General features: G+C 67.7%; 13 protein-coding genes. 5 read left to right on the top strand and 8 right to left on the bottom strand.

Annotated elements, in window-relative coordinates:
- Positions 1-6: 6 nt before the first annotated feature.
- Together CXY81_RS03985 and CXY81_RS03980 are read right to left on the bottom strand one after the other, a co-directional pair.
- Positions 7-2235 carry an MMPL family transporter gene (locus CXY81_RS03985; protein ID WP_104194051.1) on the bottom strand — a complete coding sequence of 743 codons (2229 nt, stop codon included), beginning with the start codon at positions 2233-2235 and terminating at the stop codon, positions 7-9.
- Between the two features lie 348 nt (positions 2236-2583).
- Positions 2584-2946 (bottom strand): hypothetical protein, encoded by a 363-nt coding sequence (locus CXY81_RS03980; protein ID WP_104194064.1) that lies wholly within the window; start codon positions 2944-2946, stop codon positions 2584-2586.
- A 296-nt stretch (positions 2947-3242) separates the two neighbouring features.
- On the opposite strand from CXY81_RS03980, the gene CXY81_RS03975 reads away from it, so the two are divergent.
- Positions 3243-4151, top strand: coding sequence for a hypothetical protein (locus tag CXY81_RS03975; RefSeq protein ID WP_199182951.1), 909 nt, complete (start codon positions 3243-3245; stop codon positions 4149-4151).
- On the opposite strand, the gene CXY81_RS03970 is transcribed toward CXY81_RS03975, so the two are convergent.
- Positions 4138-5073 (bottom strand): DnaJ domain-containing protein, encoded by a 936-nt coding sequence (locus CXY81_RS03970; RefSeq protein ID WP_104194049.1) that lies wholly within the window; start codon positions 5071-5073, stop codon positions 4138-4140. The genes CXY81_RS03975 and CXY81_RS03970 overlap by 14 nt on opposite strands.
- A gap of 145 nt (positions 5074-5218) precedes the next feature.
- Between CXY81_RS03970 and CXY81_RS03965 the strand changes: the two genes are divergently transcribed.
- The gene (locus CXY81_RS03965) at positions 5219-5866 is read left to right on the top strand and encodes a DUF1345 domain-containing protein (protein ID WP_233193972.1); all 648 of its coding nucleotides are present in this window, start codon (positions 5219-5221) and stop codon (positions 5864-5866) included.
- Positions 5867-5875: 9 nt separating this feature from the next.
- On the opposite strand, the gene CXY81_RS16005 is transcribed toward CXY81_RS03965, so the two are convergent.
- From CXY81_RS16005 to CXY81_RS03960, 3 genes are all read right to left on the bottom strand, one after another.
- Entirely contained in the window at positions 5876-6076 is a 201-nt protein-coding gene (locus CXY81_RS16005; RefSeq protein ID WP_199182949.1) for an SMP-30/gluconolactonase/LRE family protein, read from the bottom strand.
- Between the two features lie 113 nt (positions 6077-6189).
- The gene (locus CXY81_RS16310; protein WP_158250294.1) at positions 6190-6354 is read right to left on the bottom strand and encodes a hypothetical protein; all 165 of its coding nucleotides are present in this window, start codon (positions 6352-6354) and stop codon (positions 6190-6192) included.
- A gap of 69 nt (positions 6355-6423) precedes the next feature.
- Positions 6424-7137 carry an SOS response-associated peptidase gene (locus CXY81_RS03960; RefSeq protein WP_104194048.1) on the bottom strand — a complete coding sequence of 238 codons (714 nt, stop codon included), beginning with the start codon at positions 7135-7137 and terminating at the stop codon, positions 6424-6426.
- A gap of 129 nt (positions 7138-7266) precedes the next feature.
- Between CXY81_RS03960 and CXY81_RS03955 the strand changes: the two genes are divergently transcribed.
- Both CXY81_RS03955 and CXY81_RS03950 read left to right on the top strand, forming a co-directional pair.
- Positions 7267-8103: a DUF3097 domain-containing protein gene (locus CXY81_RS03955; RefSeq protein ID WP_104102232.1), complete on the top strand. Its 837-nt coding sequence runs from the start codon at positions 7267-7269 to the stop codon at positions 8101-8103.
- Positions 8104-8349: 246 nt separating this feature from the next.
- Positions 8350-8553 carry a cold-shock protein gene (locus CXY81_RS03950; protein WP_035840308.1) on the top strand — a complete coding sequence of 68 codons (204 nt, stop codon included), beginning with the start codon at positions 8350-8352 and terminating at the stop codon, positions 8551-8553.
- Positions 8554-8656: 103 nt separating this feature from the next.
- Here the strand turns inward: CXY81_RS03950 and CXY81_RS03945 are convergent, their stop codons facing one another.
- Complete coding sequence (locus tag CXY81_RS03945; protein ID WP_104102139.1) at positions 8657-9136, bottom strand: Lrp/AsnC family transcriptional regulator; 480 nt, start codon at positions 9134-9136, stop codon at positions 8657-8659.
- 106 nt (positions 9137-9242) lie between these two features.
- On the opposite strand from CXY81_RS03945, the gene CXY81_RS03940 reads away from it, so the two are divergent.
- Positions 9243-10541, top strand: coding sequence for a PLP-dependent aspartate aminotransferase family protein (locus tag CXY81_RS03940; protein WP_104194047.1), 1299 nt, complete (start codon positions 9243-9245; stop codon positions 10539-10541).
- Positions 10542-10630: 89 nt separating this feature from the next.
- Here CXY81_RS03940 and CXY81_RS03935 read toward each other — a convergent pair whose 3' ends face one another.
- Entirely contained in the window at positions 10631-12445 is a 1815-nt protein-coding gene (locus CXY81_RS03935) for a DEAD/DEAH box helicase (RefSeq protein ID WP_104194046.1), read from the bottom strand.
- Positions 12446-12479 lie beyond the last annotated feature (34 nt).

The raw sequence follows: 12479 nt of genomic DNA, 5'->3' as shown, positions 1-12479 counted from the left end.
GCCGCCCTACTCCCGCATCCCGAAGCGGGCGTAGATCGGATGCAACCACCTCGGCGCCCACCAGAGGCCCTTCTCGAGCGAGGTCATCACAGCGGGAACCACGATGGTGCGCACGAGGGTCGCGTCCAGCAGCACGGCCACGGCGAGAGCGACGCCGATCTGTTTCATCTGCAGCAGATTGCCGGTCGCGAACCCGGCGAACACGATCACGATGATCAGGGCCGCGGAGGAGATGATCCGGCCCGAGCTCTGCAGACCCGTCTCGATAGCGAGCCGCGTGGCCTCACCCGCCTCGTAGTGCTCCTTGATCCGGGCGAGCAGGAACATCTCGTAGTCCATGGCCAGGCCGAAGCCGAAGGTGAGCACGAGGGTCAGGACCAGAGGGTCCACCCCGGCGATCTTATCGGCATCGAAATCGAGCAGGCCTGCGAGATTTCCCTCCTGGAAACCCCAGACCAGGATGCCCACGGAGGCGCCGAGCGAGATGACGCTGATCACGAGGGCGGTGAGCGGGATGACCACGGAACCGGTCATCAGGAAGAGCAGCAAGAACGTGGCCCCGGCGATGATCAGGGCAGCCCAGGGCGCGCCGGCGACCAATGAGTCGACATAGTCGACCGACGCGGCATCCGTGCCGCCGACCCAGTGGTCGAAGTCGGGCCGGTCGTCCCGGATCTCCCGCACAACGGCCGGGCCCGCGTTCTGGTCGACGCCGACGCGCGACACCCAATGCCCGTTCACCAGGGCCGGTGGTGTCGTGCCGGTGACGTTCGGCAGCGTCGCCACCTCCTCGGCCCAGGCCGCGGCGGACGCCTCATCGGTGTCCGAGACGAGCTGCACCAGCGGGGCCGTGGCGAGGGGGAAGAGGTCGTTCAGCGCCGTGACAAACCCGTACTGGGTCGAGGCCTTCGGGATGGCGTCGGCGCCGCCGCTGGACACATTGATGTTTAGCGCGGGGCTGCCGAGCAGGAGGAGCACGGCGATGCCCCCGAGCGCCACGAGCACGGGCGCCCGTTGCACGCGGCGAGTCAGCCGGGAGAAGACGCCCTCCCGGGGGGCGACGTCGCCGAAACGGGTCAGGAGGGGACCGAGGCCGGGGATGCGGGTCAGCAGGCCCGGCTTCAGCAGCCGTTCGCCGAAGTACCCGAGCAGAGCCGGCACAAGAACGAGCGCCGTCAGGATGGCGATCAGCACCACGGAGACCGCGCCGATGGCGATGGCACGGATGATCGTCGGTTCGAAGACCAGCAGGCCCACCGTGGCGATGGCGAAGGTCAGACCGGAGTAGAGCACCGTGCGGCCGGCCGTGTCCGCCGTGATGCCCACCGCCTGCAGCATCAGCTCGTGACGTTCCGTACGCGTCTCGCTGTCGCCGGCCCGCTCCACGAGTGCCCGGAACTCCTCGCGGAACCGGCTGACGATCAGGAGCCCGTAGTCGATGGAGAGCCCCAGCCCGATCACGGTGATGACGTTGAGCACCGTGGTGTCGATCTCCATCAGGTAGCTGAAGCCGAAGAGTGCCCCGAGAGCGCCGGCGATCGACGCCAGCGCCCCGATCAGCGGGATGCCGGCCGCCAGGAATCCGCCGAAGATGATCAGCATCACAAGGAGGGCGATCGGCAACGCGATCAGCTCGCCCTTCTGCAGGTCGGCCTCGGCGACCGCCACCAGGGATTCCACCAGGAGCGGGGTTCCGCCGACTTCCACGGTGGCGTCCGGCTCAAGCTGCCGGACCTCGTCGGCCGCCACGCCGAGCCGTTCTTCCACCTCGCCCAGCAGGTCATCACTGAGGTCACCGTCTGGTGCCACCATCTGGGCGTTCAGCAACAGTCCGGTGCCGTCGGGCACCAGGAGAGGCATCGCAGCCGGGTTCGGCGAGCCGTCAGGGAGCGGTGGGATGACGAGCGGGTTGATGACCTCAGTTACCCCGTCGACTTCCAACAGGGCGGTCGTGGCCGCGGTGAGGATCAGGCCCAGGTCCGGGGAGGACAGGTCGACGTCGTGGATCAGCAGAGAGAGAGATTCCATGTCTGCGCCCTCGGTGCCCTGCAGCAGATTGGCGGCCTGGCTGGCCTCGCCTTCAACGGTGGGTCCGGCGCTGGAGAGCCGCTGGAAGAGGTTCTCCCCCGTCACCCCGATCAGTGCCGTCGCCACGCACGCGGCGATCGTGAGCGCCCAGACCAGCAGTGAGGTGAACCGGTGACGGGCGATGAAAACGCCCAGTGTGCGCAGCATGGCAGAAGTCCTCCGGTCTCAGGCGGCTACCGCCAAATTACTCCACCCGGCGCCGACGGACCGACACCTGTCGGGTGCCGGGGCACACCGCGCGAGGTGTACGCTCGGAGTCATGCCCCGTATACCCATGGGGGTATCCTCCGGGTTGGCCTGTTCGCTGCCACTTGGGACGAACGTGCGCCGCAAGATCCTTGTCGGTCGAGTCCGGGGCTCTGCGACAACTTCATCCCGAACGAATTCGACGGAGATTCTGCTCTAAACAGCGCCTGTGGGCTAAAAAATGGGAGTTTGACCCAAAATCTCCGTCGAATTGGTTCGAGACCGGAGACGACTAGGACTCACACTCACCTAGGGTGCCTCATCGACGATGCCGATGAATGCGTTGCCGATGCCGTCGACCTCGGTGCGACTGAGGCCGGTGGCGGCATCTGGGAGTTCCTCGAATCCGTGGTAGTCACAGGTCAGATAGGTGAAGGCGGGCCACCACTTCTTGGGACGCGCGGCTTCGGAGAACCCGCAGACATCACAACGTAGTTCCACCCAGACCGGCTTCTTGCCGGTGCGGTTGGCCCGAGACTGCACGAGCCACGCCGGCGGATTGCGCTCGATCTCGGCCAGTTCAGCCTCCGACATCCGGGAGGGCAGTTCGTGGCGCTGCGCCATTTCGATCGGGATATCCAGGCGCAGGGCGGCGATTCGTCGGGTAATCATCTTGATCAAGGATAGGCGTTCCCGGGCGGGGTAGCCTCGTCGGCTACGGCACTCCCTGCGTCAAACTCGACTTTCTCGACCCGCCGACGTCGGCCGAGGCCCGGAGCACCAACGGTGCGATCACGGTGCGGCTGCCACCGGACGGGGTGACCTACCGGGTGGACGCCCGCACGACCAACCGCGAGAGTGACAGCGGGTCGGTCCCGAGCGACCCCTCCCCCACCGTTTCATCACCGCGGCGACCACCAACGGGAAGGTGACGGTGGAAGCCCGCTGACCGTTCAAGGGGCACGCCCATGAAACACTGGGGTATGCGCGATACCCTCTCCCCCCTCGGCCTGCTGCTCGACGTGGACGGGCCGATCGCCAGTCCGGTGTCCCGGACCATCGCCATACCGAGCATCATCACGGATCTGATCAGCCTGGCCGGAGCCAACGTTCCGATCGCATTCATCACCGGGCGGTCGTCGACATTCATCCGCGAGAAGGTTGTCGCGCCCCTCCGCGCAGCCGCACTGCCCGAGTCGATGCGCATGTACGGGGTCTGCGAGAAGGGAGCCGTCTGGTTCCCGATCACTGCCGCGGGGATGGGCGAGATCGTCGTCGATGACAGCGTGGCCCTGCCGGCCGCCGCCGTAGATATGCTGCGCAACCTCGTCGCCGACGGGTTCAGCGACACGATGTTCTTCGACGAGACCAAGCAGGCCATGGTCTCGGTCGAGCAGCGCACGGATGCCGACCACGGCCGGTACCAGGCCGCCGCGGTGAGGTTCAACGAGGCCGCATTCGGGGTGATGGTTGAACTCGGGCTGGGCATCCGTTTCGGTGATCGAGTCGTTCCGGACCAGGCCGGCACCGTGGGATTCCGGATCGACCCGACGATCATCTCGACCGACATCGAGTCGGTCACCCTGGACAAGGACCGCGGCGCGGAGCGGGCGCTGGCCTTTTTCTCCGAATCGGGAACACTCCCCCGGGTCTGGCGCTCGGTCGGCGACTCGCGCAGCGACTACCTGATGGCCGACCACCTGCATGCCGCCGGCTATGACGTCTCGCATGTGGATGTGCGGCCGTCCGACGGCATCCTCGAGCGCCCCTACCCCGTGATCGTAGAGGGGTCCCTGATCCACGACGCGGCCGGCGCAGAATTCCTCCGGTACTGGGCCGACAAGCTGGGCCTGCGCGAAGCGGCTACTCCGAACTGAAGCGGATGCCGTCCTGCAGGCGGCTCCGCAACTCGAACACCTTCTCGAAGCTGCCGCGGTCCATTCCGGGCAGCCCGCTGCGCAGCACCCCCATCAGCCGTGACCTCGGCAGCGTGATCACGGTCGGGCGCCGGCCACGTCCGGGGACCGTCAGAGGGTCAGTCAGGGCCTCGTCGGGCAGCACGACCAGCACAGCGGTGAACCTCACCCGCAGCGACTTCGCCAGAGCCCGCACGACACCCTCGACGTCTTCGATCGGACGAACATCGGGGCCGAGGGCGTCACCGACGAGCTCCCCGCGCCGAAGCTGCACCGGCCCGCCCCAGTCCTCGGACAGGACCGCGAACAGTCCCGCCGGGCCGAGCACGACGTGATCGACCTTGCCGCCCCGCGTGCCGGCAGCCACATCATGCCAGGCCGTGAAGCCGATCCCGAGGGCGGAGACGAGTTGTGCCGTTGATTCCTCGGCCAGAGCCTTCGCCAGCCAATGCCGGATCTCCCGCGGCGCCGAACGGATCAGCGTCGGGGCATACGGGTCATCGATAGAGGTTCCGCGCCCGGCCCATTCCCGGAGCAGTTCGAGGTAACGCTGGCGCGCCTCGCCACCCGGATGGCCGTACATGCGCGCGCGCGGCCCAGCCTGCGTGGCCTGCCCACGGCCGGCTCCGGAGGCGTAGGCGGGGCGCTCCGGCTCGGGGAACGCGTCCGGGTATCGGCGGCGGTCATAGTCGGCGCGCCCCTCCGGGGTTCCCACCCGCTCCCACGCGATCTGAACGAGGTGGAAGGCGGCGGCGTCTCCGCCGACGTCCGGATGCGTGTGGCGCAGCAGGCGACGGTAGGCACGACGAAGTTCGTCGTCACTTGCCGACGGGCTGACGCCAAGTACCTCGTAGGGCGACGCCGCGGCCGGGCTATCTGACATCCAGCGTTCTCTTTCAGCGTTAGTGCGGCCGGCAATGGAACAGCCAGCCAATCGTTCCCTCACACTACCGACCCTGGCTGGCATAACACCGGATGCGCCCCGGGCCTCGGCCCGCAGAGACCCGATTTCATGGCACGATCAGCATATGACGACGCACGGCCAACGCCTCCACCGCTCGAGTACCCGACTTATCGGCATGTTCGCGGTGGGTGTCGTCGTCGCTGTTCTGGCCGGGGTGTGCGGGAGCTGGACCCTGGCTCCGATCGCGGGCTGGGCGGCCGCCTGCGTGACGTATGTCACCTGGGTGTGGATCACCATCGGCCCCATGGACATCCAGAACACGGCCAGCCATGCCACCCGGGAGGATTCGTCCCGAGGTGCCGCCGACATCCTGATTCTTTTCAGCAGCCTCGGCAGCCTCGGCGCTCTGGTGTTCCTGCTGGTGGGGACCGACACCAGCTCGGTCACCGCACGGGGAATCCTGGCGGCGGCGGCGGTGCTCAGCGTCGGACTCTCCTGGATTCTGGTGCACACCCTGTTCACGCTCCGCTATGCCTCGCTCTACTACTCCGGGCCCGACGGCGGGGTGGATTTCAACCAGGCGGTGCCACCGAGTTACGGGGATTTCGCCTACCTGGCCTTCACGATCGGGATGACTTTCCAAGTGTCAGACACCAGTCTGCAAACGCACGCAATTCGGATGACGGCGCTGCGTCACAGTCTGCTCTCGTACCTGTTCGGCTCGTTCATCTTGGCTACCCTGATCAACCTGGTGGCCGGCCTGTTGCGCTGACGAGGCCCGTCAGCCGGCGAACTCCCGGACCGGGCGCACGGCGCTCCCGCCGTAGACGGCCACCCACACGCCACCGTCGCTATCCACGGTCAGCCCGTCGGGGTAGCCGGCCGCGGCCGGAAAGCCGGCAAAGAGAAATAGGCCAGGGAACCGGCCATCCGAGTCGCAACCGCCCTCGTTCATCCCCAGGCCGGGAACATTCCAGAGCACGTCCAGCTTGGTGACCGTTCCCGCGGCATCCTCGAGCGCGAGGACGGCTCCGCCGACACTTCGGGGCCGGAGGGCCGCCGCGATCGAGCCGACATGGTGCCGGGGGCTGCTACCTAGTCGCGGAGGATCTGCACCGGGATGGCCACGGCCAGGGAAACGCAGAGGATGCCGCTGAGGAAGATCGGCAACTGCCAGGCCGTCACCTCGAACGCGAACCCGAACAGCCAGAGACCGAAGACGAAGATGGCCATTGCGACGGTGAAGGCGACGGCGTTCATGGTGCGATCCTTTCGAGCGATGCCCGCACTGAACGCCGGGCCGATGAGTCGAGCGTACCCGGTCGAGCGTCAGACCGGTGACGGCGCCCCGACGGGCTCGATGAGTTCCGGACCGTCACCGCGCACCGGGGCGACCTCGTGATAGCTCAGGCTCTCGACGGTCTCCCGGGAGGCGGCCACCGCGGCGTCGACCAGCGCCTGGTCACCCAGAGTATGGGGGTCGAGCCACTGGTCCCACCATTCTTCCGCCAGGATCACGGGCATCCGGTCGTGGAGGGCGGCCAGGGGACCCTCGGCATCCTGGGTGAGAATCGTCGCGGACAATACCCACCGGGCCGGGTCGTCGTCGGCCAGGGCCGGATTGCGCCACCAGGAGTAGAGGCCGGCGAAGGCCAGTGGAAGACCGTCGTCTGAGTGGATGAAGTACGGAGTCTTCACGGTGCCGTCCGTGTGCCACTCGTAGTAGCCCGTGGCCGGGACCAGCGCGCGCCGGGAGGCGACCGAACTCTTGAAGGTGGGCTTCTCCGCCGCCGTTTCGGCACGGGCGTTGAAGGTGGCGAAGGACGACTGCAGCTCGGTCGCGAATGAGGGGACCAGGGACCAACGCGCGCCCTCGAGCCGGCGCACGACCGGCCCGGCCTTGGCTGACTCGAGCACGATCGGGATCTTTTCGGTGGGTTTGATGTTCCACGACGGTTCCGGCAGGTTCTCGCCCTCGTGCTCGACGTCGAACATCGCGGCGAGATCGGACGCCGTGTCCGTGATGATGAATCGACCGCACATGGGGACAGGTTACTACCGGACGCCGACACCCCGGCCTGAGAGCGCAGACCGTGCGGGCCATCCGCTAGCGTCGATTCCGGCGTCGGCAAGGCGCAGGAGCGAGGAAGACCGTCAATGGACGAGCGGAACATGCAGGATCGGTACAGTGCGGATGTACTTTCCCCCGGCTGGCGGGACGCTGGCCGGAAGGTCATTCCGACGCAGGAAGCCATGCCCGACCTGGTCGTCGAAGAGGTCGCGACCGGTTTTTGCGGTGCCGTGGTGCGGATCGAGAAGAAGATCGTCACCCTGGAGGACCGCCACGGTCAACTGCGCCTGTTTCCGCTCGGCGGCGGATTCTTGATTGACGGCGAGCCGGTGGTGCTCGTCGTCCCGGTTAGGGCGGCGCCGCAGGGCCGCGCCCGCACCGCCTCGGGATCGATGGCCGTGCGAGATGCCCCGGCACGGGTGGCCCGAGCCAGCCGCATCTTCGTCGAGGGCCGGCACGACGCCGAGCTTGTGGAGAAGGTCTGGGGAGCCGATCTACGGATCGAGGGGGTCGTCGTCGAGTACATCGAGGGCGTCGACAACCTCGAGGAGCTCCTGCAGGAGTTCCGCCCGGGACCCACCCGGCGGGTCGGGGTGCTGGTCGACCACCTGGTGCCCGGATCGAAGGAAAGCCGGATCGCCGACGCCGTGGCGCGCGGACCGCACGGCCGGAATGTGCTCGTGGTCGGGCATCCATATATCGACGTATGGCAGTCCGTGAAGCCGAACCGCCTGGGAATCACGACGTGGCCCGCGATTCCGCGCAGCATCGAATGGAAGCACGGGATCTGCGAGGCCCTCGGCTGGCCCCACGAGGACCAGGCCGATATCGCCCGGGCCTGGCAGCGGATCCTGGGTCGGGTGCGCACATTCGCCGATCTGGAGCCGCAACTGCTGGGCCGGGTGGAGCAGCTGATCGACTTCGTCACCACCGAGTAGTGCAGGGTGCGCCCTGATCGGGTCATAACCTGCAATCAACGTAACGCTTTGGAACCGAATTGGCACGGAATCTGGATGCACCGCGGCGATGTGGGCTAGGGTTATCTCAGTAGTTGTAGTGCTTGCACGTCTTAAAACGCGGTGACCCCGGTCGCCGCGGCGTATTCCTTTCGGAAGCGGACGACGAATACCGCGACGAACGGCCTCGAAAGTCGGGGCCTTTCTAACACTCCTGGAGGAGTCATAATGGCAACAGGTACCGTGAAATGGTTCAACGCTGAAAAGGGCTTCGGCTTCATCGCTCCCGACGACGGAAGCGCCGACGTGTTCGCGCACTACTCCGCGATCGCATCGAACGGCTACAAGTCGCTCGACGAGAACCAGAAGGTCGAGTTCGAGGTAACCCAGGGCCCGAAGGGTCCTCAGGCCGAGAACATCCGCGCCCTCTAAAGTGCGCAACTGCTCAACTAGCGAGGCGGCTTTCCGAGTCGCATAGCTCACGAGCTTCGACAACGCCCCTGCTTCGGCAGGGGCGTTGTCTGCGTTGAGCGAACTATTTGACGAGGTCCTGCCAGCCGTCACCGTCGACGTACTCGAAGATAAGGTTGGTCTCGGTGTGCGCAACCGCCGGATGCTCCGCCAGATGCTGCAGGACGAAGTCACGCAGGTCCGACGCGTCCGCCGCGGCCACGTGCAGCAGATAGTCGTCGGCGCCGGCGGTGTGGAACAGGCCGATCACCCCGGGCCAGTGCGGCGCCGCCGCCCGGAACGCGTCGATCTGCACGCGGGCGTGCTTGACCAGACGAACCGAGATCAACGCCTGTAGGGACGCGCCCAGCGCGGCCAGATCGATATTCGCGCGGTAGCCTCGGATGTGGCCCAGCTGCTGCAGCCGGCGCAGGCGCAGCGACACGGTCGACTCGGCGACGCCGATCTCCGCGGCCAGCGCCGCACCGGAGGCACGGGCGTTGACGGACAGCGCACGCAGGAGCGCCCGGTCGACCCGGTCGATTTCGGCTTTCTTCGGTTCCATCGGCCTACTCTTTCTTCCGTGAGCAGTTTATGCGAAAGCTTCCGCTGATTCGCAAGAGTCTGCAAGGATGATTGCGCCGTGCGGCAGAATCTGTTTGTGTCTGTGCATGACGCCAACGCTTCCGCTGCCGCCCCTGCCTCCCCGCGGACCTGCCCTGCGGCCATCGGCCCCGCACCCGGACACGGTTGCCGTGCACGGCGGGATGGCCGGGCTGACAGCGGCCGGTTCGCATGTGCCCGTGATCGACCTCTCCACGACCAATCCGCTGGCGGGAGTCGAGTGCGGCGGGGACTCCTACGAGAACCTCGCCACCGGAGGTACGATCCGCGAGGGCGATTCCGCGGTGTACCAGCGACTCTGGCAGCCCGGAGTCGCCCGGTTCGAAACGGCGCTGTCGGCCCTGGAGGGCACCGAGGGCACCGTCGCCTTCGCGAGCGGAATGGCCGCGCTGGCGGCCGTGCTGATCGCATCCGTGGCCGGCGGCACGCCCCACGTGGTGGCCCTCCGGCCGATCTACGGCGGTACCGACCATGTACTCGCCACCGGGCTGCTCGGTACGACTGTGTCGTGGGTCGATCCCGACGGGGTTGCCCAGGCAATCCGGCCGGACACCGGGCTGGTCATCCTGGAGTCCCCAGCGAACCCGACGCTGGCGCTGACCGACATCCGTGCCGTGGTCGCGGCGGCCGGCAGCGTGCCGGTGCTGGTCGACAACACGTTCGCCACCCCGGTGCTCCAGCGCCCGGTCGATTCGGGCGCCACGCTGGTGCTGCACAGTGCGACCAAATTCCTGGGCGGCCACGGAGACGTGATGGGCGGCACGGTCTCCGGCCCCGAGCACTGGATGGTGCGCCTGCGCCAGGTGCGGGCCCTGACCGGCGGTGTGCTGCATCCGTTCGCCGCGTATCTGCTGCACCGGGGGCTGCGCACGCTGCCGGTGCGTGTGCGCGCCCAGCAAGCAACCGCCGGCGCCGTCGCGGAGCGCCTCGCGGGTCACCCCGCACTGGCCCGGGTACTGTACCCAGGGCTGCCCGGGCAGGACCCGCTGGGGCTTTTGGGCCATCAGGCGAACGGGGCCGGGTCTATCATCGCCCTCGACCTCGCGGGCGGCTTCGATGCGGCCGTGCGCTTCACCGAGGCTTGCACGCTGATCACGCACGCGGTCTCCCTCGGCGGCGTGGACTCGCTCGTGCAGCATCCGGCCTCCCTGACCCACCGCCCGGTCGAGGCCGGCGCCCGGCCCGGTGCCGGGATCGTGCGCCTTTCGATCGGCCTCGAGCACGTCGACGACCTGCTCGCCGACATCCTCGCCGCCTTGGACGTGGTGATGGACGTCACTCCCGACGTGGCGAAGGTCGTGGTGCCGAACTCCGCGGCCGCCGAACCCCAGGACGCCGTCGCCTGAGAGGCCGTTTCGGTCGAGAGTAGCCGTTCAGCGGGTCGCTCCCGCCCGGAACGGGCACCCGCGACGCTCAGATGCGGTTCCGCCGCGGGTCAGCTGCGGCCAAGGCGGCGGCGGAGCAGGTCGATCCGTTTTTGCAACTGGGTGACGCTGGCCTGTGCGACGGCGGGCCCGCCGCACTCGCGCCGGATTTCGGCGTGCACCATGCCGTGGGGTTCACCGGCGAGCTTCGACCACATGCCCACCAGGCTCGCCAGCAGCGTGCGCTGCTCCTTGAGCGTGCGATAGAGCGGTGGCGGGTCCACCGGGGCGACCTCGCCGGTGACGGGATCCTTGCGTCGGTCGGTGGAGCGCTTGGCTTGCCGGTGCTGGCGCTGGCGCAGCAGCTCGGAGACCTGCTCAGGCTCGAGCAGACCGGGGATGCCGATGAAGTCGAACTCCTCGTCGGTGCCCGGTTCCGCCAGCTCGCCGAACTCGTCGCCGTTGAACATCACCATGTCGAAGGTGGCCTGGGAATCGATGGCCTGCCAGGTGAATTCCTCGCCGAGGTCGTCGGAGGCCTTCTCCGACTTGTTGGCGTCGGCGACCATGGCGTCTTCGGGGTTGTACATGCCGTCGTCGCCGTCGCCGCGGTTGCTGCGGTCGAGGGCGTGGTCGCGCTCCAGCTCGAGCGCGTTGGCCAGGCTGAGCAGGCTGGGCACATTGGGCAGGAAGATGGACGCCGTCTCACCGCGGCGCCGGGCCCGCACGAACCGGCCGATGGCCTGCGCGAAGAAAAGCGGTGTGGAGGCGCTGGTCGCGTAGACGCCCACGGCCAGGCGCGGCACGTCGACCCCCTCCGACACCATCCGCACGGCCACCATCCAGCGCGAGGTGTTGTGCGCGAACTCGTCGATCCGATCGCTCGACTCCTTCTCATCGGAGAGTACGACGGTCACCGACTCCCCCGAGATCTCCTGCAGGATGGCCGCGTACGCGCGCGCCATGGTCTGGTCGGTGGCGATGACGAGGCCACCGGCATCCGGGATGCCGTGGCGCACCTGGGTGAGGCGCAAATCGGCGGCGCGCAGCACTGCGGGGATCCACTGCCCGGTGGGTTCCAGGGCGGTGCGCCAGGCCTGGGAGGTGATGTCCTTGGTGTTACCCTCGCCGAGTTTGGCTTCCATCTCGTCGCCGGCGCGGGTGCGCCACTTCATATGCCCGGCGTAGACCATGAACATGACCGGGCGCACGACGCCATCTTCGAGGGCCCGGCCATACCCGTAGTTGTAGTCGCTCTGGGACAGACGGATGCCGTGCTCGTCGGGCAGGTAACTCACGAACGGGATCGGCGAGGTGTCCGATCGGAACGGGGTGCCGGTGAGCGAGAGGCGGCGGGTGGCCGGCTCGAACGCCTCCCGGATTGCGTCACCCCAGCTCAGCGCGTCCCCGCCGTGGTGCACCTCGTCCAGGATTACAAGGGTGCGGTTGGACTGGGTCAGCTGCCGGTGCAGGGCCGCCCGGCTGGCCACCTGGGCGTAGGTGACGGCAATGCCGTGGTAGTGGTTGCCGTAGCGACCGTTGGCGTTCTTGAAGTTGGGGTCGAGCCGGATGCCCGCCCGCGCCGCGGCATCCGCCCACTGGCGCTTGAGGTGCTCGGTGGGCGCGACCACCGTGATGCTGTCGATCAGTCGGCGGGCCTTCAGCTCGGCGGCGAGCCGCAGGGCGAAGGTGGTCTTGCCGGCGCCCGGCGTCGCCGCGGCGAGGAAATCACGTGGCTGGTGCACGAAATACGCTTCCAGCGCTTCCGCCTGCCAGGCCCGCAATTTGCCGGCCGTGCCCCACGCGGCACGCTCCGGGAACGAAGGCGAGAGATGCTCGGCTGCACTCGTCCCCTGGGCAGGACCGAAAGGGGGTGGAGTATTCACGTCATACGAACTTACCCGGTGAACGGACCGCCGT

The organism is Cryobacterium sp. M25, from assembly GCF_002929635.1.
In the GTDB taxonomy this organism is placed as follows: Bacteria; Actinomycetota; Actinomycetes; order Actinomycetales; family Microbacteriaceae; genus Cryobacterium; species Cryobacterium sandaracinum.
The sequence above is the reverse complement of the archived record's forward strand: the minus strand, read 5'-3'. Positions and strand labels throughout refer to the sequence as shown.

What these genes read in the sequence shown, in the direction of transcription:
- CXY81_RS03985 (WP_104194051.1), bottom strand. Translation starts at nt 2,235, where the DNA reads ATGCTGCGCACACTGGGCGTTTTCATCGCCCGTCACCGGTTCACCTCA.
- CXY81_RS03980 (WP_104194064.1), bottom strand. Translation starts at nt 2,946, where the DNA reads ATGATTACCCGACGAATCGCCGCCCTGCGCCTGGATATCCCGATCGAA.
- CXY81_RS03975 (WP_199182951.1), top strand. Translation starts at nt 3,243, where the DNA reads ATGAAACACTGGGGTATGCGCGATACCCTCTCCCCCCTCGGCCTGCTG.
- CXY81_RS03970 (WP_104194049.1), bottom strand. Translation starts at nt 5,073, where the DNA reads ATGTCAGATAGCCCGGCCGCGGCGTCGCCCTACGAGGTACTTGGCGTC.
- CXY81_RS03965 (WP_233193972.1), top strand. Translation starts at nt 5,219, where the DNA reads ATGACGACGCACGGCCAACGCCTCCACCGCTCGAGTACCCGACTTATC.
- CXY81_RS16310 (WP_158250294.1), bottom strand. Translation starts at nt 6,354, where the DNA reads ATGAACGCCGTCGCCTTCACCGTCGCAATGGCCATCTTCGTCTTCGGT.
- CXY81_RS03960 (WP_104194048.1), bottom strand. Translation starts at nt 7,137, where the DNA reads ATGTGCGGTCGATTCATCATCACGGACACGGCGTCCGATCTCGCCGCG.
- CXY81_RS03955 (WP_104102232.1), top strand. Translation starts at nt 7,267, where the DNA reads ATGCAGGATCGGTACAGTGCGGATGTACTTTCCCCCGGCTGGCGGGAC.
- CXY81_RS03950 (WP_035840308.1), top strand. Translation starts at nt 8,350, where the DNA reads ATGGCAACAGGTACCGTGAAATGGTTCAACGCTGAAAAGGGCTTCGGC.
- CXY81_RS03945 (WP_104102139.1), bottom strand. Translation starts at nt 9,136, where the DNA reads ATGGAACCGAAGAAAGCCGAAATCGACCGGGTCGACCGGGCGCTCCTG.
- CXY81_RS03940 (WP_104194047.1), top strand. Translation starts at nt 9,243, where the DNA reads ATGACGCCAACGCTTCCGCTGCCGCCCCTGCCTCCCCGCGGACCTGCC.